General features: G+C 63.4%; 19 protein-coding genes. 3 read left to right on the top strand and 16 right to left on the bottom strand.

Annotation, left to right across the window (positions count from 1 at the left end; translation table 11 throughout):
• The first annotated feature begins 114 nt into the window (after window positions 1–114).
• Window positions 115–1,452 carry an aspartate aminotransferase family protein gene (locus V7S54_RS12740; RefSeq protein ID WP_336408453.1) on the top strand — a complete coding sequence of 446 codons (1,338 nt, stop codon included), beginning with the start codon at window positions 115–117 and terminating at the stop codon, window positions 1,450–1,452.
• A 94-nt stretch (window positions 1,453–1,546) separates the two neighbouring features.
• Here the strand turns inward: V7S54_RS12740 and V7S54_RS12735 are convergent, their stop codons facing one another.
• The 9 genes from V7S54_RS12735 to V7S54_RS12695 all read right to left on the bottom strand — a co-directional run bounded on the left by V7S54_RS12735 (window position 1,547) and on the right by V7S54_RS12695 (window position 11,471).
• Window positions 1,547–2,812 carry a glycerate kinase type-2 family protein gene (locus V7S54_RS12735; RefSeq protein WP_065374037.1) on the bottom strand — a complete coding sequence of 422 codons (1,266 nt, stop codon included), beginning with the start codon at window positions 2,810–2,812 and terminating at the stop codon, window positions 1,547–1,549.
• A gap of 9 nt (window positions 2,813–2,821) precedes the next feature.
• Window positions 2,822–3,139: a Dabb family protein gene (locus tag V7S54_RS12730; RefSeq protein WP_336408454.1), complete on the bottom strand. Its 318-nt coding sequence runs from the start codon at window positions 3,137–3,139 to the stop codon at window positions 2,822–2,824.
• 7 nt (window positions 3,140–3,146) lie between these two features.
• A complete protein-coding gene (locus V7S54_RS12725; protein WP_065374035.1) occupies window positions 3,147–4,802 on the bottom strand; it encodes a GMC family oxidoreductase in 1,656 nt (551 codons plus the stop codon).
• A 103-nt stretch (window positions 4,803–4,905) separates the two neighbouring features.
• A complete protein-coding gene (locus V7S54_RS12720) occupies window positions 4,906–5,685 on the bottom strand; it encodes a 3-ketoacyl-ACP reductase (RefSeq protein ID WP_065374034.1) in 780 nt (259 codons plus the stop codon).
• Complete coding sequence (locus V7S54_RS12715; protein ID WP_065374033.1) at window positions 5,682–7,181, bottom strand: FAD-dependent oxidoreductase; 1,500 nt, start codon at window positions 7,179–7,181, stop codon at window positions 5,682–5,684. The genes V7S54_RS12720 and V7S54_RS12715 overlap by 4 nt, the downstream gene beginning before the upstream one ends.
• A gap of 6 nt (window positions 7,182–7,187) precedes the next feature.
• A complete protein-coding gene (locus tag V7S54_RS12710; RefSeq protein WP_065374032.1) occupies window positions 7,188–8,300 on the bottom strand; it encodes an ABC transporter ATP-binding protein in 1,113 nt (370 codons plus the stop codon).
• 4 nt (window positions 8,301–8,304) lie between these two features.
• Entirely contained in the window at window positions 8,305–9,186 is an 882-nt protein-coding gene (locus V7S54_RS12705) for a carbohydrate ABC transporter permease (RefSeq protein WP_065374031.1), read from the bottom strand.
• Window positions 9,186–10,064: a carbohydrate ABC transporter permease gene (locus tag V7S54_RS12700; protein WP_065374030.1), complete on the bottom strand. Its 879-nt coding sequence runs from the start codon at window positions 10,062–10,064 to the stop codon at window positions 9,186–9,188. The genes V7S54_RS12705 and V7S54_RS12700 overlap by 1 nt, the downstream gene beginning before the upstream one ends.
• 174 nt (window positions 10,065–10,238) lie before the next feature.
• Window positions 10,239–11,471: an ABC transporter substrate-binding protein gene (locus V7S54_RS12695; RefSeq protein WP_419178161.1), complete on the bottom strand. Its 1,233-nt coding sequence runs from the start codon at window positions 11,469–11,471 to the stop codon at window positions 10,239–10,241.
• A 314-nt stretch (window positions 11,472–11,785) separates the two neighbouring features.
• Between V7S54_RS12695 and V7S54_RS12690 the strand changes: the two genes are divergently transcribed.
• Window positions 11,786–12,850, top strand: a complete 1,065-nt coding sequence (locus V7S54_RS12690) for a LacI family transcriptional regulator (protein WP_065374028.1) — start codon at window positions 11,786–11,788, stop codon at window positions 12,848–12,850.
• Window positions 12,851–12,952: 102 nt separating this feature from the next.
• Here V7S54_RS12690 and V7S54_RS12685 read toward each other — a convergent pair whose 3' ends face one another.
• From V7S54_RS12685 to V7S54_RS12665, 5 genes are read right to left on the bottom strand one after another with little or no spacing between them, the layout of a single operon-like run.
• The gene (locus V7S54_RS12685; RefSeq protein WP_065374027.1) at window positions 12,953–14,461 is read right to left on the bottom strand and encodes an aldehyde dehydrogenase family protein; all 1,509 of its coding nucleotides are present in this window, start codon (window positions 14,459–14,461) and stop codon (window positions 12,953–12,955) included.
• Entirely contained in the window at window positions 14,461–15,240 is a 780-nt protein-coding gene (locus V7S54_RS12680; RefSeq protein WP_065374026.1) for an enoyl-CoA hydratase/isomerase family protein, read from the bottom strand. The genes V7S54_RS12685 and V7S54_RS12680 overlap by 1 nt, the downstream gene beginning before the upstream one ends.
• Window positions 15,233–16,852, bottom strand: coding sequence for an acyl CoA:acetate/3-ketoacid CoA transferase (locus tag V7S54_RS12675; RefSeq protein WP_336408455.1), 1,620 nt, complete (start codon window positions 16,850–16,852; stop codon window positions 15,233–15,235). Before V7S54_RS12675 ends, V7S54_RS12680 begins: the two co-directional genes overlap by 8 nt.
• A 3-nt stretch (window positions 16,853–16,855) precedes the next feature.
• Window positions 16,856–17,857, bottom strand: coding sequence for a Gfo/Idh/MocA family protein (locus V7S54_RS12670; RefSeq protein ID WP_065374025.1), 1,002 nt, complete (start codon window positions 17,855–17,857; stop codon window positions 16,856–16,858).
• Entirely contained in the window at window positions 17,854–18,894 is a 1,041-nt protein-coding gene (locus tag V7S54_RS12665; RefSeq protein ID WP_065374024.1) for a LacI family DNA-binding transcriptional regulator, read from the bottom strand. Before V7S54_RS12665 ends, V7S54_RS12670 begins: the two co-directional genes overlap by 4 nt.
• Before the next feature lie 299 nt (window positions 18,895–19,193).
• Here V7S54_RS12665 and V7S54_RS12660 point away from each other — a divergent pair, with 299 nt between their 5' ends.
• Window positions 19,194–20,366, top strand: a complete 1,173-nt coding sequence (locus tag V7S54_RS12660; RefSeq protein ID WP_065374023.1) for a dihydrodipicolinate synthase family protein — start codon at window positions 19,194–19,196, stop codon at window positions 20,364–20,366.
• A gap of 70 nt (window positions 20,367–20,436) precedes the next feature.
• Here V7S54_RS12660 and V7S54_RS12655 read toward each other — a convergent pair whose 3' ends face one another.
• Window positions 20,437–22,500, bottom strand: a complete 2,064-nt coding sequence (locus tag V7S54_RS12655; RefSeq protein WP_065374022.1) for a M3 family metallopeptidase — start codon at window positions 22,498–22,500, stop codon at window positions 20,437–20,439.
• A 106-nt stretch (window positions 22,501–22,606) separates the two neighbouring features.
• A complete protein-coding gene (locus V7S54_RS12650) occupies window positions 22,607–23,248 on the bottom strand; it encodes a LysE family translocator (RefSeq protein ID WP_065374021.1) in 642 nt (213 codons plus the stop codon).
• Window positions 23,249–23,533 lie beyond the last annotated feature (285 nt).

Raw genomic sequence — 23,533 nt, 5'->3', positions numbered from 1 at the left:
TAGCGCAAATACACTGCATCAACCCGATGAAATTCAATGAGTTAAGTGACATCAGAAAAGGACTTGTTTGGCAAATCAAATCATGGCGTCAATCGCCGATCTCAGGAGGATGCCATGAACCAGCACACCAAGCCCAACGCCCCCGTTCTCGACAGCTATTGGATGCCGTTTACCGCCAACCGGCAGTTCAAGCAGGCCCCGCGCCTGCTCGCCTCGGCCGAAGGCATGCACTACACCAGCACCGATGGCCGCACGATCCTCGACGGCACTGCCGGTCTTTGGTGCGTGAACGCCGGCCATGGCCGCCGCCAGATTGCCGCTGCCGTCGAGCGCCAGCTTTCGACGATGGATTTCGCCCCCTCCTTCCAGATGGGCCACCCGATCGCCTTCGATTTCGCAGAGCGCCTCGCCGAGATCGCGCCCGGCCCGGAGGGCCAGAAGCTTGACCGCGTGTTCTTCACCGGCTCCGGTTCCGAATCGGTCGACACCGCGCTGAAGATCGCGATCGCCTATCAGCGCGCGATCGGCCAGGGCACGCGCACCCGGCTTATCGGCCGCGAGCGCGGCTATCACGGCGTCGGCTTCGGCGGCATTTCCGTCGGCGGCATCCTCAACAACCGCCGCGTCTTCCCGCAGCTTCCCGGCTCGGACCACCTTCGCCACACCCACGACCTCGCCAAAAACGCCTTCGTCAAGGGCCAGCCGGAGCACGGCGCCGAACTTGCCGATGATCTCGAGCGTCTGGTGGCGCTGCACGGCGCCGAAACCATCGCCGCCTGCATCGTCGAACCGGTCGCCGGCTCGACCGGCGTGCTGATCCCGCCGAAGGGCTATCTCGAGCGGCTGCGCGCCATCTGCGACAAGCACGGCATTCTGCTGATCTTCGACGAAGTCATCACCGGCTTCGGCCGTCTCGGCGCACCGTTTGCGACCGATTTCTTCGGCGTCACACCGGATCTGCTGACGACCGCCAAGGGCCTCACCAACGGCGCCATCCCGATGGGCGCGGTCTTTGCCAGCCGCAAGGTGCACGATGCTCTGATGCATGGCCCGGAGAACGCGATCGAGCTCTTCCACGGCTACACCTATTCCGGTCACCCGGCTGCCTGCGCCGCCGGCATCGCCACGCTCGACATCTACCGCGACGAGGGCCTGATGACCCGCGCTGTCGAGCTGCAGGACGCCTGGCATGACGCCATGCATTCGCTGAAGGGCCTGCCCAACGTCATCGACATCCGCACGATCGGCCTGATTGCCGGCATCGAGCTGCAATCGCGCGACGGCGCTGTCGGCGCCCGCGCCTACGACGTCTTCGTCGATTGCTTCGAAAAGGGTCTGCTGATCCGCGTCACCGGCGATATCATCGCCTTCTCGCCGCCGCTGATCGCCGAAGAGAAGCATTTCGGCGAGATCGTTTCGATCCTCGGCGACGCGCTGAAGCGCGCCAAGTAACTCAAAGCAATGCCGCCGCCGAAGATCTCGGCGGCGGCATCGCGGTTTCGGCTGTCTGTGAATCCGGCTACCTTCTCTGCCAAAGAGCCACGCGCTAACGAATCAGCAGCGCCCGGAAATCGTTGACGTTCGTTCCCGTCGGTCCGGGCGCGAAGAGATCGCCACTCGCGGCAAAGGCCGACCAGGCATCATGTCGCGCGAGGTGCAGGCGCGGATCGATGCCGGCCGCCCGCATGCGGGTTATGCTCTCCCCGTCGGCAAAGGCGCCGGCATTGTCCTCGGAACCGTCGATTCCATCCGTATCCGCCGCAAGCGCATCAATGCCCGCAACGCCATCAATGTCGAGCGCCAGCGACAGTAGAAACTCGCTGTTGCGCCCACCCTTGCCGTAGTCCTTGCCTGAGATCGTCACCGTCGTCTCGCCGCCGGAAAGCAGCACCACCGGCTTCTCGAAGGGGCGGCTCCTGAGCGCCACCTCACGAGCGAGCGCCGCATGCATGCGGCCGATATCACGCGCCTCTCCCTCGATCGCATCGGATAGAATGTGCGCCTCGATGCCGAGTTCGCGAGCCTTGGCCGCGGCCGCTTCGAGAGACACGCTCGCCGAAGCGATCACGTGGCATTCATGTCCGGCAAAACGCAGATCGTCCGGATCGGGCGCCCTTGCCGCTTCCGAGCGCAGATGCGCCATCACCCCATCGGGCAGCACCATGTGGTAACGGGCAACGATATCAAGTGCCTCCGCCGCCGTACTGCGATCCGGAACGGTTGGACCCGAGGCGACGAAGGCCGGATTGTCGCCGGGCACGTCGGAGACCACCAGGCTGACGACACGCGCCGGGAAAGCCGCCGCAGCGAGCCGACCGCCCTTGATGCGCGACACGTGCTTGCGAACCACGTTCATCGCTGAGATCGGTGCACCGGAAGCAAGGAGCGCCTTGTTGACGGCAATCTCGTCGGCAAGCGTCAAACCTTCAGGTGGCGCGGGCAGCAGGGCCGAGCCGCCGCCAGAAACCAGCGCAACCACGAGATCGTCGGCCGTCAGGTTGGAGACGGCATAAAGCAGCACGCTCGAGGCCGCGAGGCCAGCTTCGTCCGGCACGGGGTGGGCCGATTGCAGCACCGTGATCCGCTCGCAATGCTCGATCGGGCCGTGCCGTGCCACCACCGTCCCGCTCAACGGATGCTTCCAGAGCCGCTCGAAGGCGGCCGCCATCTGGCTCGCCGCCTTGCCGGCGCCGACGACCACGGTCCGCCCCTTTGGCGGATCGGGCAGATGCGCCTTGATCGCCTCATAGGGATCAGCGGCTCGAACGGCCGCGTCGAACAGCTTGGTCAGAAAGGGGCGCGCGTCAATCATCGTCGCGGCTCAATCGGCAATTTCGAGATCGTAGACGAAGACGCCGGCAACGCCGCCTTCGGCTGCGGCCACGATCTTGGCACCGGTCTTGCGATGTTGCTCGTCTTCAAGATAGGCATCGCGTGCCGCCGCATCGGTGAAGTCCACGATGAAGCCCAGACCATGGCCCTTGTCCATGCCCACTTCCGGGCTGACATTGCCACCGATATGGGCTGCCATGAAGCCTGGCAGCCGTGATTTCAGCGCGACGATCTCGTCGAACATCGTTGCTTTCTCCTCCTCGGAGATTTCGGGGCGGAAACGGATGAAGACGCAATGGCGGATCATGGGGACCTCAACGGATATCGGCGCGAGCGCGCGGGCGGCTGTCGTTACGTTCGTGGGCAAAGATGGCAGGCGGCAGGGGCTGACGCTCGCGGATGATGTCGGCGCCCTTTTCCCCCATCATGATCGTCGGCCCGTTGGTGTTGCAAGAGGGAACGCGCGGCATCACCGAGCTATCGCAGACGCGCAGGCCATCAACCCCGCGCACCTTCAGATCGAGGCCGACCACCGCCATGGCGTCCGTCCCCATCTTGCAGGTGCCGACGGGGTGGTGATCGGTCTTGGCATTGGCGCAGCCATAGTCGAAGAACTGTTCATCGCTGATGACCGAATTGCCGGGAAGACGTTCCGCCATCACGAAAGGCTTCAGCGCCGCCTGCTGCATGATCTCGCGGGCGATCTTCAACCCTTCGATCGACATCTTGCGATCGTGCGGATCCTCCCAATAGTTGGGGTCGATCAGCGGCGCTGCCGCCGGATCGGAGGAAGAAAGCCGGACCGTGCCGCGCGAGCGCGGATGCAGATAGGCGGAATTGAGCGTCACGCCGGCGTTCTTCAGCTTTTCGACGCCCGCCTCGATGCCGGAGCCAAGCCCCAGATGGAACTGGATATCCGGCGAACGCGCATCGGGCTCGGCATACCAGAAGCCTCCAGTCTCAAAGAGCGAGGACGCCACCGGTCCGGAACGGAACAGCACATATTGCAGTCCGGCCCATAGCGTACGATGAAGTTTCGCCACACCGTCATAGGTGTGGTCGCCGGTGCATTCGGAAATGACGAAGAGATCGAGGTGGTCCTGCAGGTTGCCGCCAACGCCGGGCAGGTCGTGCTTCACCGAGACGCCGACCGACTTCAAGTGATCGGCCGGGCCGATGCCGGACTGTAGCAAGAGCTTTGGCGAACCGATGGCGCCGGAGGAAACAAGCACTTCCCGCTCCGCCCGGATGATCTCGCTGCCCTTGCCCGTGACGACTTCGACGCCGACGGCGCGGGTGCCCTCAAGCACGATCCGCGCGACGCGCGCGCCTGTGCGGACCGTCAGGTTACGGCGATCCTTGATCGGCGAGAGATAGGCAAGCGACGCGCTTGAGCGGCGACGGTTGCGCTGGGTGAGCTGATAGAAGCCGACGCCCGCCTGCTGGCGGCCGTTGAAATCATGGTTGTAGGGAATGCCCAGTTCCTGGCCGGCACGGATATAGGCGTCGCAGATCGGCAGGGCCGAGACCGGCATCGAAACACCGAGCGGCCCGCCATAGGCGTGGTAGTCATCGGCAAAGCGCTGGTTGTCTTCGCAGCGCTTGAAATAGGGAAGCACGCTGCGATAGTCCCAGCCGGTGCAGCCGTCCTCAGAGGCCCAGAGATCGTAGTCGGCGGCGTTGCCGCGGGTGTAAAGCTGGGCGTTGATCGAGGAGCCGCCGCCAATGACCTTGGCCTGGGTGTAGCGCAGCACCCTGCCCTTCATGTGCTTCTGCGGCACGGTCTCCCAGCCCCAGCTGGCCACCCCCTTGGTCATCTTGGCGAAACCGGCCGGCATGTGGAACAACGGGTTCCAGTCGCCACCGCCCGCCTCCAACAGCAGCACGCGCACCGCCGGGTCTTCGGAAAGCCGGTTGGCGAGAACGCAGCCGGCCGGGCCGGCACCGGTGATGATGTAGTCGTAGCTCATTCCCTGTCTTCCTCCGCCGCCGCCATTTGGAACGTTCCAAATATTCGGCGTGATAACTCCAAACCCTGCCCGCTTGCGAGCGTCCGTAAATCCTGCCTGTTTCCTAGAGTCGGCCGATCGAAAGGCCGCCATCCGCCTGGATGACGGAGCCCGTGGCAAAGCCGAATTTGCCGCCGGCGAGACCGGCCACCATGTTGCCGATATCGTCCGGCTCGCCCCAACGGCGCATCGGCACCAGCCCGCCATCGATCAGTGTGTCGTATTTCGCCGAGACGCCCGCGGTCATGTCGGAGCGGATGATGCCCGGACGGATCTCGAAGACCGAGATTCCGGTATTGGCGAGCCGGAGCGCCAGACCCTGGCTGAAGGCGGCAAGCCCGGCCTTGGTCATGCAATAGTCGAGCCGCTCCGGCGAACTCATCGTCGCCGAAACCGAGGTGATGTTGATGATCGATCGCGGCGTCACATCGGCCGGATCGGTCAGCATCGACACGAGGACGGCCTGGGTGAAAAACACCGTGCCGCGCAGGTTGGTGGCGACGATCGTATCGAAATTCTCCGGCAGCAGGTCGAGGAAATCGCCCCTGATGACCGAGGCGATGCCGGCATTGTTGACCAGGCAGCGGATCGGGCCAAGTTCGGCGCGAACGCGCTCGACCGTCGCGGCGTGGCCGTTTGCATCGGCGAGATTCGCCTCGATGTAGATGGCCCGGCCGTCGTCGCCCGCAAGTTCGGCAAGCGTCTGATCCGTGGCAGTGTCTGGAGCGCCGAGACCGGTGATGGCGATGTCAAAACCTTCGCGCGCAAGCGCGCGGGCAACGCCGAGCCCGATGCCGCGGCGGCCGCCGGTGACGATCGCGACGGGACGCGTCGATGATGTCATGATCGGAACTCCTTCGTGGCGATATGGTCGGCGACGCGCAGCGCCTGGGCGGCAACCGTCAGCGCCGGGTTGACGGCGGCGGACGTGGGCAGAAAGCCGGCGTCCACGACAAAGAGATTTGGATGATCGAAGGCGCGGCAATAGACGTCGAGCGGCGCATCCTTCGGATCCTTGCCCATGCGCACCGTGCCGCACTGATGCGACGGCGTGCGCTTGTCGAAGGGCTGGGAAAGCACGATCGGATAGCCCGCAGCCTTGAAGTGCGCGCGCATCTTCGCTTCGAGCCCGGACAGCGCCTCCATGTTCGAGCGCCGCCACTGCATGATGATGCCCTTGCCATCGACCATGATGCGGCTTTCCGGGTTCGGCAGATCCTCCGTCATCATGTACCAGTCGACCGCATGACCGGCCATGAAGTCGAAGGCGAAGCGCGGTGCCCAGATAGGCGCATTGGCCTTGAGTATGTCGGCGTTGATCTTGCCGAGCAGCTGGACATTGCCGAGCGGCAGGCCGTCCCTGCCGCCGGTCAGGTAATAATCGTTCAGCATCAGCGTCTTCTGGTAGATGCTGTCGTTGCGCTTGAACGGGTTGATCGCCAGCATGGCGCTGCAATTGTGGTTCATGAAGTTGCGGCCGACCTGGTCGGAGGCATTGGCGAGACCCTTGCCGTCGCCGGAGCGCAGGAGGATGGCCGCCGAATTGATCGCGCCCGCTGACAGGATCACCAGCTTCGGCGACAGGCGCTTCCTCTCGCCCCTGTGGGTGTAGTGGATCGCCTCGATCCGCCCGCCCGGGCCTGCCTCCAGCGTGTCGACATGGGCTGAGGTGATCAGCTCGATATTGGGGTCCTTCAGGGCGGCCGCGAGCGATGCGGTCTCGGCATCCTTCTTGCCCTTGCCGGTGTTGGGAAATCCGTCCCATGGCGTGCGCCCGCCGGCGAGCCACGTCTCGATATCGACACCGAGCGGCAGCGTCGCCGGGTGCAGTCCCTGCGCCTTCAACTCGGCGCGCGCGCGGGCAATCGCCGGCTCGTCCGGTACCGGGCCGTGAGGATAGGGCGAAGCGTGGAACGGCTCGGTCGGGTCCTGGCCCAGCTCGCCGCGCACCTCGAACAATTGCTCGGCTTTGCCGTACCATGGCTCCAGTTCCTCATAGGGAAAGGGCCAGGCCGGCGAGACGCCGCCAAGGTGCTGCATCTCGGTGAAATCTTCGGCCCGGTAGCGCAGGAGCACCGCGCCGAAGAGCTTGGAATTGCCGCCGACGAAGTAGAAATTTCCCGGATTGAATTCGGTACCATCGGGCTCGCGCCACATCTCCCTGGGCCGGAAATGGCCCTTGACGAAGATCGAGCTGTAGCTGCGCGCCTCCGGCGTATCGGGCAGGCGCTCGCCGCGCTCGAGGATGGCGATGCGGGCACCGGAGCCGGCAAGCCCCGCCGCAAGGGTGGAGCCGCCGATACCCGATCCGATGATGACGATGTCCGGCCGCTCCTGCATCGTTCGTTACGCGATCCGCTGCTGGCTCTGCGGATCGAAGAACACGGCCTTGTCGAGATTGAAGGCAAGGCGCGAGGTCTGGCCGGGGGCGATGCGCGCATCGGCGCGCAGGCGAGCAACGACTTCCTTGCCGCCGAGACGGGTGACCGCGAAGGTGTCCGAACCCGCGGGCTCAACCACCTCGATCAGGCATTCGCCTTCGACGATCGCCTTGGCATTGCGGTCGGCCCCGTCAGGATCGGTCAGCGCTTCCGGACGGATGCCGAAGACGACGTCCTTGCCGGCATAGGCGGAGAGTGCGCCGTTATGCGGCACCGCCAGCTTCATCGGCTCGGCGTTCGGGCGCGCGAGCGTGACGGCAACGTCGGAACCGCTCGTTTCGATGCGCGCCGTCAACAGGTTCATGGCCGGCGAGCCCATGAAGTCGGCGACGAACATGTTCGCCGGATTGTTGTAGATTTCCGCCGGCGTACCGAACTGCTGCAGCACGCCGTCCTTCAAGACCGCGATCTTGGTCGCCAGCGTCATCGCCTCGATCTGGTCGTGGGTGACGTAGACGATCGTCGTCTTCATGCGATGGTGCAGGCGCTTGATCTCCGTTCGCATGTCGACGCGCAGCTTGGCGTCGAGGTTGGAAAGCGGCTCGTCGAACAGGAAGACCTGCGGGTTGCGCACAAGCGCACGGCCCATGGCGACGCGCTGGCGCTGACCGCCGGAAAGCTGGCTCGGCTTGCGGTCGAGCAGATGGCCGATCTGCAGCATGTCGGCGACCTGCTTGATCGCCTTCTCGCGCTCGTCCTTCGGCACGCCGCGGATTTCCATGCCGAAGGCGATGTTTCCGGCGACCGTCATGTTCGGATAGAGCGCGTAGGACTGGAACACCATGGCGATGTCGCGCTTCGACGGATGCAGATCGGCGACCGAGCGGCCGTTGATGGCGATCTCCCCCGACGTGATCGGCTCCAGCCCGGCGATGGTGTTGAGAAGCGTGGACTTGCCGCAGCCCGAGGGGCCGACGAGCACAAGGAAACCACCCTTTTCAATCTCAAGGTTGATGTCCTTCAGGATCTCGAGCGAGCCGTAGGATTTGCGCAGGTTGCTGATTTTCAAGAAAGACATGAGCTTATCCTTTCACGGCGCCCGACATCAGCCCGCGAACGAAGTAGCGGCCGGACACGATGTAGACGATGAGCGTTGGCAGGGCGGCGAGGATCGCGCCTGCGAAGTGAACGTTGTATTCCTTGACCCCGGTCGACGACGCAACAAGGTTGTTGAGCGCGACCGTCATCGGCGTCGAATAGGGGCCGGAGAAAGACGCACCGAACAGGAAGTCGTTCCAGATGTTGGTGAACTGCCAGATGACCGAAACGACGATGATCGGGCCGGAGGACGGTAGCAGGATGCGCCAGAAGATCTGGAAGAAGCTGGCGCCATCGATCTGCGCCGCGCGCACCAGTTCGGTCGGGAACGCCTCGTAGTAGTTGCGGAAGTAGAGCGTCGTGAAGCCGAGGCCATAGATCACATGGACGAAGATCAGGCCCCAGATCGAACCGGCGAGCCCCAGGATACCAAGAATGCGCGCCATCGGAATCAGCACGATCTGGAACGGGATGAAGCAGGACAGAAGCAGCATGCCGAAGAAGATGTTGGCACCGGGAAAGCGCCACTTCGTCAGCACGTAGCCATTGAGCGCGCCGATGATCGTCGAGATCGCTACGGCCGGAACGACCATCAGGATCGAGTTGATGAAGAAGGGTTTGAGACCCGTCGGCTGAACGCCGATCTGCGCCGTAGACCAGGCCTGAAGCCAGGGCTCGATCGTCCAGGTTTGCGGCAGGTTGAGCATGCCACCCTGGCGTATCTCGTCGAGCGGCTTAACCGAATTCACCAGCATGACGTAGAGCGGCAGCAGCGAATAGAGCGCGAAGAGGATCAGCGCGGTGTAGATCAACGCGCGGGTGAGGCGGTTGTGCGAGATGATGTTGTCTGGGCTCGGAGCGCTCATCAGCGTTTTGCTCCCCGGATTTCGGAATAGAGATAGGGAACGATGATCGAGAAGATCATCACTAGCATGATGATCGCCGAGGACGCGCCGATGCCCATCTGGTTGCGGGTGAAGGTGTAGGAATACATGAAGGTCGCCGGCAGTTCGGTCGCCTGGCCCGGGCCGCCGCCGGTCAAGGCGATGATCAGGTCGTAGGCCTTGATCGCCAGATGGGCGAGCACCACGAAGGCCGACAGGAACACCGGCCGCATCAAGGGGATGATGATCCGGCGATAGATCGTCGAGGTCTTGGCGCCGTCGATCTGCGCCGCCTTGATGATCTCGTTGTCGACGCCGCGAAGGCCCGCCAGGAACATCGCCATGATGAAGCCGGTCGACTGCCAGACCGCGGCGATGACGACGCAGTAGATCGCGTAGTTGCGATCCTTGATCCAGTTGAAGGAGAAGCTCTCCCAGCCCCAGAGATGCATGGTGTTTTCAAGCCCGATGCCGGGATCGAGGAACCACTTCCACGCCGTTCCGGTCACGATGAAGGAAAGCGCCATCGGATAGAGGTAGATCGGCCTTAAGAACCCTTCGGCGCGGATCTTCTGGTCGAGCAGGATCGCAAGCCCCAAGCCGAGCACGGAGCAGATGGCAATATAGAGCGCGGCGAAGATCGCCAGGTTGCTCACCGCCCGCCACCAGTGCGGCAGTGCCCACAGCTTCGCATAGTTGCTTAAGCCGACGAAATTGTAGGACGGCAGCATCTTGCTGTCCGTCATCGACAGGAAGCCGGTATAGGCAATGAAGCCATAGACAAAGATCAGGACGATAAGGAAGCTCGGGGCAAGGACCAGCTTCGGTATCAGGTCCTGCAGGCGACTGCGGCTATCCATGAACGTTCACCACTTCTGGCGCGGCCGTCGGGAAATCCCTGATATCGGCATCCGCGCGAGGTTCTGGGTATCAAAGCGCCCTTCCCCGCGTCCCAATGGTCACGGCGGCACGACGGCGCTTGCATGTCGGAGTGGGTGTCCGGGGCGCTTTGAGCGCGCCCCGGAACGAGCCCGTTACTTCGCGGCCTCGACGGCAGCGACCAGTTCCTTGACGGCCTCTTCGGACGTCAGTTCGCCGTTGAACTCACGCGTCACGACGTCGTAGATCGCGTTCTTGACGGCAGCCGGGTTGGCATGGCCGTGCGCCATGGAACCGAAGAGCTTACCGCTGGCATTGGCTTCGGCGAGGTCCTTGATGCCCTTCTTGCCGCAGGCGTCGAAATCCGTGTCCGGAACGTCGGTGCGGGCCGGGACCGAGCCCTTGACCACGTTGAAGGCCGACTGGAAGGTCGGGCTTTCGATGGCCGAAGCCATGGCGAGCTGGGCCGGGACCTTGTCGTCGGCAACCTTGAACATCGCGAACTGGTCGGAGTTGAAGGTGACCGAGCCTTGCGTGCCCGGGAAGCGCATGCAGACGAAATCGGTGCCCGGCACCTTCTTCGCCTTCAGGAATTCGCCCTTTGCCCAGTCGCCCATGAACTGCAGGCCGGCCTTGTTCTCGATGACCATGGCGGAAGCGAGGTTCCAGTCACGGCCCGAGAAGTTGTCGTCGACATAGGAGCGCAGCTTCGTCATGCGATCGAAGGCTTCCTTCATCTTGTCGCCGCCAAGCGCTGCCGGGTCGAGATCGATGAAAGCCTGCTTGTAGAAGTCGGTGCCGAGCGAAAGCACGACCGCGTCGAAGATCGTCGCATCCTGCCAGGGCTGGCCGCCATGGGCGATCGGGGTGATGCCCTGGGCCTTGAAGTTGTCGAGCAGCACGATCAGCTCGTCCCAGTTGGCTGGCTCCTTGCCGCCGGCCTTGTCGAGCGCGGCCTTGTTAATCCAGACCCAGTTGGTCGAGTGGACGTTGACGGGTGCTGCAATCCAGTGGCCGTCATACTTCGAGAACTGCTGCAGGGCCGTCGGCACGACCTTGTCCCAACCTTCCTTGGCAGCGGTTTCGTCGAGGTTGCCAAGCGCACCTTCCTTGGCCCAGTCGAGAATGTCGAAGCCGAGCATCTGCACGGCGGTCGGGGCGTTACCCGAGGTGACGCGGGCGCGCAGCACGGTCATGGCTTCCGTACCACCACCGCCGGCGACCGGCATGTCGGTCCAGGTGATGCCCTTGCTTTCCAGGTCCTTCTTCAGAACGTCGAGTGCGGCGGCTTCGCCACCGGATGTCCACCAGTGCAGAACTTCAACATTTTCGGCTGCGCGCGCGGCGGTGGCCGCCATCATCAGCGCCACAACGGCCGTCGTCGTCATCAACTTGCGCATCGTTATCCTCCCGTTTGCAAGTTAACGAGGCGGAACCTCCTCCACCCCGGAATTCGCGCCGCTCTAGCCAGCGGCTGGCCATTTAAAACGTTATAAATTCAGCAAGTCAAGCATTGCGCCATTTTGTATTTTAGCACCTTCAGAACCGATTGAATTTGCTGAATTATATAGCACACATTGGCTTTTGCAGTGCAGCAAACCATGCCGCGATGCGAGATTTAAAACGTTTTCATGATTCGATTGCCTAACCCTTCGCACCACGTTACAAAACCCGCTCTCGCCCGCTCTCAGGATGACAAGCATTGGCCGATCCCTCCAAGCCCGCCCATCACGAAGACGGTGGCTCCACCGCCAAGCGCGGCAAGCCGACCCTTCGCACGATCGCGGAAATCACCGGCCTTGCGGTCACCACCGTTTCGCGCGCGCTCTCCGATGCGCCGCAGATTTCGCTCGATACCCGCAAGCGGGTGCGCGAAGTCGCCGATGAGATCGGCTACTCGCCCGACCGGGCCGCCCAGCGCCTGAAAACCGGCCGCACCAATGTCATCGGCGTGCTGCTCGACCCACACGAGGAAATCCTCGGCTACGGCACTTCGATCATGAGCGGTATCGCCAAGGCGCTGCAGGGCACGGCGTTTCACCTGATCGTCATGCCGAACTTCCTGAATTCGACCAATGTCGAGGCGGTCAACTACATCACCCGCAACGGCATGGCCGACGGCCTGATCTTCTCGCGCACGGAACCGCTCGACCCGCGGGTCCGGTTGCTCTCCGATCTCGGCTTTCCCTTCGTCACCCATGGGCGCACGGAGCTTTCCACCCCGCATCCCTATGTCGACTACGACAATTTCACCTTTTCCTACCAGGCGACGAAACGCCTGATCGCCAAGGGCAGACGCAAGCCGGCTCTCATCAGCGGTCCCGCCGGTTTCACCTTCGCCGGGCATCTGCAGCATGGCTTCATGACCGCCGTGCGCGAGGCCGGTTGCGCCTATGAGATCCTCTCCGGCATCGACCTTGATAGTCCCGCCGGCGAGATCCGCGACCGTATCCGGCAGCGCTACGCCGAGCCCGGTCCGCCGGACAGTTTCATGTGCGGCGGGGAGGTCTGCGCGCTCGCAACCATCACCGGCATGAGCGATTGCGGGCTGACGCTTGGCCGCGAATACGACATCGTCGCCAAACAGACCTCGCATCTGCTGAGCGCCATCCAGCCGCAGGTCGAGACGATCTACGAGGACCTGACGGCGACCGGCGAGGACATGGGCCGGGTGCTCCTGCAGAAGATCGGCGGCGAAAGCGACGCCAGCAAGCTGCAATTGCTGCTCTGTCCGCAGATTCCCGCGAGCTTCGGCACGGCGGGCTGAGCGGGCGGAAAAGATGCGCAGGGCCGCGTCGCGTGACGCTGCCTCCTGCCGCCTCTGATCTCCGCCGTCGATCCGCATGTCTTCTCCTCCCTCGCCCTAGCCTTAATGCGGCATCCACCAGCCGGTGCGCGCGCCCATATGCATGTTGAGCGTCTTGGTCTCGGTGTAGTCCTCGACGGCGTGCCGACCGAGTTCACGGCCGAGACCGGACTGGCGATAGCCGCCGAAGGGAAGCTCAGACGCACCATCCATGAAGGTGTTCATCCAGATGGTGCCGGCGCGCACGCGGCGGCCGATCGTCAGGCAGGTGTCGAAGTCGCGGCTCCAGACGCCGGCCGAAAGACCGTAGTCGATCGCATTGGCGATGCGGATTGCCTCTTCCGTCGTCTCGAAGGTCAAAACCGAGAGAACCGGGCCAAACACTTCCTCGCGGGCGACCGCCATGTCGGGGCGAACGGCCGAGAGGATCGTCGGCGCCATGAACTGGCCCATGCCGAGATCGAGCGCCGTGCCGCCATGGGCGACCGCTGCCCCTTCCTTTGACGCAGCAGAAACATAGCCGGCGATCTTTTCCAGATGCTGCGGCGTGATGATCGCGCCGACCTGGGTTTGCGGGTCGAGCGGGTCGCCGACCTTGACCTTGGCCGAGAGTTCGGCGATGCGGCGCGTCACCTCGTCGGCGATCTCGCGGTGCAGGATCAGGCGCGAGCCGGCATTGCAGCATTCACCGGCGTTGAAATAGGCGCCGAAGACGGCGGCATCGATGAATTCGTCGAGATTGGCGTCGGGGAAAACGATCTGCGGGTTCTTGCCGCCAAGCTCCAGCGACACCTTCTTGAGGGTCTGCGCGGCATTGGCCATGGTCAGGCGGCCCACACCGGTCGAACCGGTGAAGGACACCATGTCGACATCCGGATGCGTCGTCATCGGCGCACCGACCTCCGGGCCGGTGCCGGTGATGATATTGACGACACCCGAGGGAACGCCAGCCGCTTCGAGGATTTCGCCGAGCAGCAGCGTCGAAGCCGAGGTCAGTTCGGACGGCTTGACCACCGTCGTGCAGCCCGCCGCCAAGGCGAAGGGCAGCTTCTGGCTGACGATCAGGAACGGGAAGTTCCAGGGCGTGATGATCGAGACGACGCCAATCGCTTCGCGCAGCACGACACCGAGCGTGCCGTCGCCGAGCGTATTGTAGCTTTCGCCATGCAGATCGCGGGCAAGGGCCGCGGCATAGCGCCAGATGTCGGCGGCGCCGCCGAGTTCGCCCTTCGCCTGGCTGATCGGCTTTCCGGATTCGATCGCGTCGAGATAGGCAAGTTCATCGGCGCGTTCGGCGATGATGTCGGCGGCACGCAACAGCACCAGCGACCGCTGCGAGGCGGTCATGCGCGGCCAGGCGCCTTCGTCGAAGGCGCGGCGGGCAGCGGCAATCGCCTTTTCGGCGTCAAGCTTGGTGCCCGCCTGATAGCGGCTGACAACGACGCCATGGCCGGGCGCTACACGTTCGATCGTGCGGCCTTCGGCGCTATCCACCCATTTGCCGTCGATCAGCATCTGGAAGGCCCGGACCTTGTGGTCCGCGATCGGCTTGGGTTTCACCAGCACGGTCATTACCATTCTCCCTTGAATTGGGCTTCACGCTTCTCCGAGAAGGCGGCGACACCTTCCTTGAGGTCGCCGGTCTTGGCGACGAGGATCGAACCAAGAGCCTCGACCGCCGAGCCATTGTCTTCGCCATTCGCCGAAGCGATCATCAGTTTCGAGATTTCGAGCGCCGCCGGGCCGCGCTTCGCAACACGCGCCGCATAATCGCGCGCTGCGGCAAGGACCGTGCCGGTCTCGACGACGGCATCGACCAGGCCTTCCTTGAGCGCAGTCTCGGCCGTGAACATCTCACCACCCAGCACCATGCGCCGGACGATCTGGGCGCCGAAGCGGGAAACGAGCCGCTGCGTGCCCGACCAGCCGGGAACCATGCCGAGGCTCGTTTCCGGCAGGCCGATCTTGATCTGCGCTTCGGCCAGGCGGATGTCGGCGGCCGCAGCAAGCTCAAGCCCGCCGCCGAGCGCGTGGCCGTTCAGCGCAGCGATCACAGGCATGCGCAGCGTCGCCAGCCGCTCGAACACACGATGGCCGAAGCGCACCCAGTCATGACCGAAGGCAGGAGCATCCATGCCGCCCCAGGCCTTGATGTCGCCGCCGGCCGAAAACGCCTTGCCCTCGCCGGTGAGGATGACAACGCGCACATTGCGGTCGGCTTCCACCGTATCGCAGGCGGCGGCCAGCGCCTTCAGCATGTCGATGTCGAAAGCGTTGAGCTTTTCCGGACGGGCAACCGTCATGGTCGCGATCGCGCCATCCACCTCGATACGAATACGCCCCTCAGCCACGGTCGCCTCCCCCAAGCCGGCGCGCCGGCTTCTTCGGCAGCTCCAACCCGATCAGTGCTTCCTGGAAAAGTGCGGCATCCATGATCTTCAGCCTGTCGGAAACGAGCAGCGGGAATTCGGACTGGTCGAGAATATGCGCCTGCAGATCCACACCCGGCGCGATCTCGGTCAGCATGACGCCTTGAGGGGTCAGCTTCATCACGCAGCGCTCGGTCACATAGGTGATGTCCTGACCCTGCTCGATGCCGCGACGACCGGAGAAGGTGACGTGCTCGACCTCATTGACCAGCTTCTTCAGCTTGCCTTCCTTCTCGATCACCAGCTTGCCGTCGGCAATCGTAAGCTTGGCCCCGGCATTGAACATGCCGGAGAAGACGATCTTCTTCGCCCGTGCGGTGATGTCGACGAAGCCACCGGCGCCTGCCGTCACATGCGGGCGGAAGGAGAGTTTCGAGACGTTGACCGAGCCGTTGCGGTCGATCTCGAGGAAGGAGAGCAGCGAGGCGTCGAAGCCGGCGCCCTGGAAATAGGTGAACTGGTAGGGCGAGGGCATGAAGGCATCGGCATTGGAGGCACAGCCGAAGGCGAAGTCGAGGAGCGGCACGCCGCCAACGGCGCCCTGCTCGATCACCCAGGTGACCGCGCCATACAGGCCTTCTTCGAGCAGGATGCGCGGCACGTTGGCCGAGATGCCGAAGCCGAGATTGACGGCGCTGCCGGCTTGCAGTTCCTGCGCCACACGGCGGGCAATGACCTTCTGTATGTTGAACTCCGGCACCCGGAAACTGTCGAGCGGCCGGAAGATTTCGCCTGAGATCGCCGGATCGTAAAGCGTCTGGGTCGTCTGCTTCTGGTCGGGATCGACGATAACATAGTCCACCAGCACGCCCGGCACACGTACTTCGTGGGGTTTAAGCGAGCCTTCCTTGGTGATGCGCTTAACCTGGGCAATCACGATGCCGCCATTGTTGCGGGCGGCGAGCGCCTGGTCGAGACCGCCGAGATAAGCGCCCTCGTGTTCATAGGTGAGGTTGCCGCGCTCGTCCGCGGTCGTTGCGCGGATAATGGCCACCTGCGGCGCGATCGCCTTGAAATAGAGCCAGTCCTCGCCCTCGAACGAGACCTTCTTGACCACCGGTTCGGCCGCCGCCGAAGCATTCATCGCGCAGCCCTCGCGCGACGGGTCGACAAAGGTGTCGAGGCCGACCTTGGTCATGACGCCCGGCCGCTTGGCCGCAGCTTCACGGTGCATGTCGAAGAGGATGCCGGACGGGACGTTATAGGCGGCCACTTCGTTGGCGCCGATCATCTGCCAGATCAGCGGCGGTTCCGCGCTCGAAGGACCGGAGGGATAGGAGCCGCCGATGATCTTCTTCAGGAGGCCCTTCTTCGCGATGTAGTCGACACCTTTGATGCCGCTCATGTCGCCGGCGGCGATCGGGTGCAGCGTGGTGAGATCGCGTGGATGGCCGGTCGTCTCGAAACGCTCACCGATCGCCTTCAGCATCAGGTCGGGGCAGCCGAGCCCGCTGGACGACGAGACGGAAACCACCGCACCATCCGGGATCAGGGCGGCCGCTTCGGCCGGCGAGATATGCTTGTTCATCGACATCGTTCAAAGTCCCGTTTCGATGGCCACGGCCTGGCCGGTCGCAGCCGCCTTGACGACGGCAAGGCCGGTCGCCAGCGACCAGACGCCATCTTCGCCCGTCGCCGAAGGACGGCCTTCGCCTCTGACGGCAGCATGGAAGGCGGAAAGTGCGGTTTCGTAGAGATTGCGATGGTCGAGCGACAGCTCGGTCTCACCATCGGCATTGCGCAGCGTCACGGTTCCGACCGGTCGCTGGGTCATGACATTGCGGCCGATCAGCGAACCGTTGGTGCCATGCACCTCGAGGCCGGTATCGGCAAACCTGGTGGTAAAGGCGTCATGGAACTGGGCGATGACACCAGAGCGGAAGTGGAGCACGCCCATGACGCCGTCTTCCAGGCCTTCCTTGCCCATGCCGGCGCTGTGGCTGATGGCAACGGCTTCGATCGGGTCGTCGTCGAGCACGTAGCGCAGCGTATCGACATCATGCACGGTGATGTCGAGAATGACGCCGCCGCCGGCTTCCGGCCTGTCGAGCCGCCAGCCCTGGAGGTGCGGTGGCAGATAGACGGCATGGAAGACGCGTGCCGCAATCGGCCTGCCGATTCGGCCCGCGGCGATCGCTTCGCGCATGGCGCGATGGGGGGCGGCATTGCGCAGATGGTGGTTGGTGGCGAGGACGACGCCCGCCTCACACGCCTTCAGCACCATCTCGCAGCCATCATTGAGATTCATCGCCAGCGGCTTTTCGCAAAGCACGTGTTTGCCGGCAGCGATCGCCGCCAGCGTCTGTTCGCGATGCAATTCGTTGGTGGTCGAGACATAGACCGCATCGACGTCGGGATCACCGACCAGTTCCGCAACTGACGTCACCGACTTCGGAATGCCGTTTTCTTCGGCATAGGCAGCGCCTCGCTCGGCGTTGGTGCTCATGACCGAGACGACCTCGCCACCGGCGGCGCGGATCGCGCCAATCACCCATTCACGCGCAATCGTGCTTGCGCCGATCAGACCCCACCGCGTCATGCCAATGCCTCCCTTTTCCTCTCCACCGCAGCGCCGCAGCTCTGGCGAACGACGAGGCGCACCGAACCAACGATCGCCTCAGGCTCCACTTTGCCGGCCTTGATCTGCTTCAACAGCAGTTCGGCGGCCCGCTGGCCCATGCCCTGCGGATCGACCGAAACCGTCGTCAACGCCGGCACCGCGGTCTTCGCCTCGATCACGTCGTCGAAACCGATGACGGCGAAATCGACGCCCGGCTCCAGCCGCCGCGCCCTGAGGCCATCGCAGACGCCAAAGGCAACCGCATCGTTGAAGCAAAGCGCCGCCGTCGGGCGGTCGGCGAGCATCATCGCCTGCTCGACCGCCGTGACACCGCCGGCGCGCGACGGCGCCGAACCGATGATCAGCGACTCCGACGTCGGCATGCCAGCCTCGATGAGAGCATCGCGGTAGCCGCGCATGCGCGCCTCGAAGACGGCAGTATCGGGAAAGCCGCCGAGGAAGGCGATGCGCTGGTGGCCGCGCTCGATCAGGTGGCGCACAGCGGCCATGGCGCCGGCGTGGTTGTCGGAGATCAGTGAAGAAACGTCGGCGCCGGCAATGTCGCGCACGACAAGCACGACGGGAATGCCGCTGTCGACCAGAGGCGCGAGATCGGCAACTTCCGTGCCGCGCGCCGGAGAGACGATCAGGCCGGAGACGCCGTGTTCCCGCATCGACGCCACCACTTCGCGCTGACGCTCGATCTTTTCCCCGGTATTGGCGAGGAACTGCACGAAGCCCGCCGACTGCACGACGGCATCGACGCCGACAGCGAGTTCGGCAAAGAAGCTGTTGGTGAGATCGTTGACGACGATGCCGATGATCTTGGACTTCGCCTGGCGAAGATTGGCCGCTCCACGGTTGTAGACATAGCCGAGATCGCGGATGGCGGCATTGACCTTGGCGCGCGTCGCCTCGTTGACGAGCGAGCTGCCCTGGAGAACCAGCGACACGGTCGACTTCGACACGCCGGCGGCGTGTGCGATATCGATGACCGTTACCCTCTCCTTGACCACAGCATCCTCCCGAATTCTCTTAGCCGCTTTTCTCTTTCATAATTGGAACGTTCCAATTTCGTCAAGAGATGATTGATCACTTTTTTCTGGACCAACGACTCTTCTAGCAATCAATCGGCATCAGATGCCAGTGATATCGGCGCCTTTCAGATGACATAAATCCATACAAAACAACGATGTAATCACACGTGAACCGCCACCGATAACGCCATTGGCGAATTCCCAAAAACAATGCCACTTGCCATTTGGAACGATCCAAAGTATTTCAAGACAAACTTCCGCGGAGGAGACCTACCCCGATGACAAGCCTGACGCTGCCGCGCCAAGACGGTTCGCTTGAAGAATACCGCCTGACGGGAACGCCGATCGCGCGGCCGCAGACGCCGCCGACCTTTAACCGCATTGCCTATGCGGCCGCCCATGTGGTCTCGGATCCTCTCCGGGATCTCGATCCCTGGGGCAATCCGGCGATCGACTGGGAGGCGACGATGGCGTTTCGCCACCATCTCTGGAGCCTTGGCTTCAAGATCGCCGAGGCGATGGACACCGCCCAACGCGGCATGGGCCTTGCCTGGCCGGGCGCGCAGGAACTGATCCGCCGCTCGCTTGCGGACGCGCGACAGGTTCCGGGCGCCGATCTTGCCTGCGGTGCCGGCACCGACCACCTGGCGCCCGCCGACACGCGATCGCTGGACGACGTAATTGCCGCCTACGAAGAGCAGGTCGGCTTCGTCGAAGGCGAGGGGGGCAGGGCGATCATGATGGCAAGCCGTGCGCTCGCCCGCGTCGCCCGGTCCGCCGACGACTATCGTCACGTCTATGGGCGTATCCTCAGCCAGGTCAGGCACAAGGTCGTGCTGCACTGGCTCGGCGACATGTTCGATCCGCAACTTCGCGGTTACTGGGGCTCTGAGGACTTCGACCAGGCGCTCGATACGGTGCTGTCGATCATCGAAGCCAACCGCGACAAGGTCGAAGGCATCAAGATCTCGCTGCTCGACAACTCCAGGGAAGTGGTGCTGCGTAACCGCCTGCCGGACGGCGTGCTCTGCTTTACCGGTGACGACTTCAATTATGCGGAACTGATCGAAGGCGACGGCACGAAGTTTAGCCATGCGCTGCTGGGCATCTTTGACGCGGTGGCACCCTCTGCCTCCAAGGCGCTGGCATCCCTTGCCAAGGGCGATCTCGCCACCTTCCGCGGCGTGATCGAGCCGACCGTGCCGTTGTCACGCAAGATCTTCGAGGCGCCGACGCAATACTACAAGGCAGGTGTCGTCTTTCTCGCCTGGCTGAACGGACATCAACGCCATTTCGCCATGCCGGCCGGCATGCAGTCTGCCCGCGGAGTGCTGCACTATGCCGACATCTTCCGTCTCGCTGACGGCGCTAATGTGCTCGACCGGCCGGAGCTGGCGGTGCAGCGGATGCAAAGCCTGCTATCGACATTGGGCGTCGAGCAGAGTGCTTGAGCAGAACGCTAAAACGGCGCCCAAGGGCGCCGTTCCAATATCCAGTCAACCGGGCAGGTGTCAGCACACCTCAGGCGGCGAGCCCCTTCTTCGCCAGCATCGCATCCGGGCTCGGCAGCTTGCCGCGGAACGCCTTGTAGGCATCCTCCGGGTCGATCGAGCCGCCGACCGAATAGATGTTGTCCTTGAGGCGGGCGGCCATCGCCGGATCGAAGGCGTTGCCGGTCTCCTCGAAAGCGGCGAAGGCATCGGCATCAAGCACTTCCGACCACATGTAGGAATAGTAGCCGGCCGAGTAGCCGTCGCCCGAGAAGACGTGCAGGAAATGCGGGCTGCGGTGACGCATGACGATCGATCGTGGCATGCCGATCTCATCCAGCTTCTTTGCTTCGAGCGCCATCGGCTCCGCCGTCACCTTGGCCGTATGATAAGCCATGTCGACCAGAGCAGAAGAAGTGAACTCGACGGTGGCGAAACCGGAATTGAAGGTTCGGGCCGCCAGCACCTTGTCGAGCAGCGCCTGCGGCATCGGCTCGCCGGTCTGGTAGTGCACTGCGTAGCGCTTGAGGATCTCCGGCACCGTCAGCCAATGTTCATAGAGCTGCGACGGCAATTCGACGAAGTCGCGCGAGACGCCCGTGCCCGAAACCGAAGGATAGGTGACGTTGGATAGCATGCCATGCAGTGCGTGGCCGAACTCGTGGAACAGCGTGCGGGCATCGTCGAGCGACAGCAGCGCCGGCTTGCCCTCGGCGGGTTTGGCAAAATTGCAGACGTTATAGATGATCGGCAACTCGCCCTCGGAACCGTTCTTCAGCTTGAGCTTGTGCTGCGACTGGAACGAGCTCATCCATGCGCCGGAGCGCTTAGAAGGCCGGGCGAAATAGTCAGCGAGGAAGAGGGCCACCAGCTTGCCGGACGCGTCCTTGATCTCGAAGACCCGGACGTCTGGATGATAGGCGGCGATGCCTTTCTTCTCCGTCGCGGTGATGGCGAACAGACGCTCGGCGACGTCGAAGCAGGCCTCGATGATCTTTTCGAGCTGCAGATACGGCTTGAGCTCGCCCTCGGAGAAATTGAACTTCTCGGCCCGGAGCTTCTCGGCGTAGTGGCGCCAGTCCCAGGGCATGACGTCGTGATTGCGGCCCTCGTCGGCAACGAGCCTGGCAAGCTCCGCCTCCTCCTCGCGGGCGCGGGCAACGGCCTTTTCCCAGACCTGCATCAGGAGTCCGTTCACCGCACCGGGCGTCTTTGCCATGGTGTCGTCGAGTTTCAGCGACGCGAAGTTTTCATAGCCGAGCAGCTTCGCCTTTTCCGCGCGCAGCGCCAACATCTCGGCAATGAGCCCGCGATTGTCGGTGTCGCCGCCGTTCTCGCCGCGCGCGACCCAGGCGCGGAAGGCCTGCTCCCTAAGCTCGCGATTGTCCGAGAAGGTCAGGAACGGTTCGATGATCGAGCGCGACAGGGTAACCGCGTATTTTCCCTTCTGGCCACGGTCCTCGGCCACTGCCGCCATGGCGTCGCGCAGAAAATCCGGCAGGCCGGCGAGCTGTTCCTCGCTCTCCAGGAGCAGAACCCAGCTCTTCTCGTCGGCAAGCACGTTCTGTCCGAATTTTGCGCCGATGCCGGCGAGCTTTTCGTTGATCGCGGCCAGCCGCTCCTGCTCGGGCTTTGCGAGCTTGGCGCCGGATTTGACGAAACCCTTCCAGTGCCGCTCGAGCACACGCGTCGCTTCAAGATCGAGTCCCAGGGACTGGCGGCCTTCCCACAGCGTGTCGATGCGCCTGAACAGCGCGGCATTCATGCCTATCTTGGAATAGTGCCGCGACATCTTCGGGGCAATGTCGCGCTCCAGCGCCTGAATCGTTTCGTTCGTGTCGGCCCCGGCCTTGTTCCAGAAGATGGAGGACACCCGCGAAAGTGCATCGCCGGCGATTTCGAGAGCAACGATGGTGTTCTCGAAGGTCGGAGCGGCGGAATTTTCGGCGATCGTGTCAATCTCCGCTTCATGCTCCCGGAAGGCCGCTTCGAACGCCGGCGCGAAATCCTCGTCCTTCACCAGATCAAAACGTGGCAGGCCCTCGTGGCCTGTCCATGATGTAAGCGCGGGGTTGAGCGGGGTGCTGGTGGTCATCAGAAATCCTTTCGCATGCGGTCCGACGCGGGGCCGGGGAGGGATACCGCTAACCCATGACATCAGGAAGCGGCGAAAATGAAGGTGGTTGCCGGCAGGGATACCGTCAAGGTTTGCGTAGGCCGAGAAGCCCCGGCGCGGCGTGCCAGATCGCCTGGACGGCAAAGCCCATGAACAGGAGACCGGAGAGCCTGACGATCGCCAGCTCATGGCGTCGGTAGAAACGACGCACCACGGAAGTGCCGATGATGACGACCAGGATAATGTCGGCAACGAGAAAGCCGATGAGCGAGACGCCAAGCAGCGCCGGCAGGGCATCGAATTCCAGCGCGTTGGCCGAGCTGGCAAGCAGCGCTGTGAAGGTTGCGAGCGCCACCGGATAGCCCTTGGGATTGGTGAGCCCAAAAATCAGCCCGCGCCTTAGAGGACGCTCGACCGTCAGGAGCGCCCGGTTCTCGCCGGCGGGGCGTGCCCGCAGCGCCGTCCAGCCGATCCAACCGAGATAGGCACCACAGAAGAGGCCGAGGATATCGAAGATCGTGCTGCCGACGGAGCGCGCGCCGACAATCGCGACCAGCGCCAATGTCGACCAGAGAACGTCACCGGCGAGATGCCCACCCATGAACAAGGCGCCGGCCTTGCGCCCCTGGCCGGCGCCGATGCCGAGCAGCGCCAGAAACGCCGGTCCGGGAATGAGGACATAGGAAAGGGCGGCGAGAAAGGCGCCGATCAGCAGCGTCTCGGACATGGCGGGTTCCCGGTTGTGTTGCCCGCATTCGATCCGGAGGCACCGATTCAGTCAAGAGGAAAGCTAAGCCAGCTATATGACGCGGGTGACCGCTTGCCAGCAAAGGTTAAGTTCTTGGTCGTGGCGCGGATTTGTACGGCGACTGCGTAGACGAAATTGCGCATGTTTTTCTCCTCGAAGGGTCGATGGCCGGGCAAGATGCTCGGCCTTGAGAAGAGCATCCCACTTCCTCGGCAGAGCAGCTGTTCCTTCGGGAACGTGTCGCTCGCGAGCGCGCACAAATCT

Source organism: Ensifer sp. CCNWLY38 (genome assembly GCF_037120565.1).
GTDB lineage: Bacteria > Pseudomonadota > Alphaproteobacteria > Rhizobiales > Rhizobiaceae > Ensifer > Ensifer adhaerens_H.
This window is presented reverse-complemented; position numbering and strand designations above follow the sequence as displayed.

Coding starts and splice junctions, on each gene's coding strand:
- V7S54_RS12740 (WP_336408453.1), top strand. CDS start 115: ATGAACCAGCACACCAAGCCCAACGCCCCCGTTCTCGACAGCTATTGG.
- V7S54_RS12735 (WP_065374037.1), bottom strand. CDS start 2,812: ATGATTGACGCGCGCCCCTTTCTGACCAAGCTGTTCGACGCGGCCGTT.
- V7S54_RS12730 (WP_336408454.1), bottom strand. CDS start 3,139: ATGATCCGCCATTGCGTCTTCATCCGTTTCCGCCCCGAAATCTCCGAG.
- V7S54_RS12725 (WP_065374035.1), bottom strand. CDS start 4,802: ATGAGCTACGACTACATCATCACCGGTGCCGGCCCGGCCGGCTGCGTT.
- V7S54_RS12720 (WP_065374034.1), bottom strand. CDS start 5,685: ATGACATCATCGACGCGTCCCGTCGCGATCGTCACCGGCGGCCGCCGC.
- V7S54_RS12715 (WP_065374033.1), bottom strand. CDS start 7,181: ATGCAGGAGCGGCCGGACATCGTCATCATCGGATCGGGTATCGGCGGC.
- V7S54_RS12710 (WP_065374032.1), bottom strand. CDS start 8,300: ATGTCTTTCTTGAAAATCAGCAACCTGCGCAAATCCTACGGCTCGCTC.
- V7S54_RS12705 (WP_065374031.1), bottom strand. CDS start 9,186: ATGAGCGCTCCGAGCCCAGACAACATCATCTCGCACAACCGCCTCACC.
- V7S54_RS12700 (WP_065374030.1), bottom strand. CDS start 10,064: ATGGATAGCCGCAGTCGCCTGCAGGACCTGATACCGAAGCTGGTCCTT.
- V7S54_RS12695 (WP_419178161.1), bottom strand. CDS start 11,471: ATGACGACGACGGCCGTTGTGGCGCTGATGATGGCGGCCACCGCCGCG.
- V7S54_RS12685 (WP_065374027.1), bottom strand. CDS start 14,461: ATGACCGTGCTGGTGAAACCCAAGCCGATCGCGGACCACAAGGTCCGG.
- V7S54_RS12675 (WP_336408455.1), bottom strand. CDS start 16,852: ATGTCGATGAACAAGCATATCTCGCCGGCCGAAGCGGCCGCCCTGATC.
- V7S54_RS12670 (WP_065374025.1), bottom strand. CDS start 17,857: ATGACGCGGTGGGGTCTGATCGGCGCAAGCACGATTGCGCGTGAATGG.
- V7S54_RS12660 (WP_065374023.1), top strand. CDS start 19,194: ATGACAAGCCTGACGCTGCCGCGCCAAGACGGTTCGCTTGAAGAATAC.
- V7S54_RS12655 (WP_065374022.1), bottom strand. CDS start 22,500: ATGACCACCAGCACCCCGCTCAACCCCGCGCTTACATCATGGACAGGC.
- V7S54_RS12650 (WP_065374021.1), bottom strand. CDS start 23,248: ATGTCCGAGACGCTGCTGATCGGCGCCTTTCTCGCCGCCCTTTCCTAT.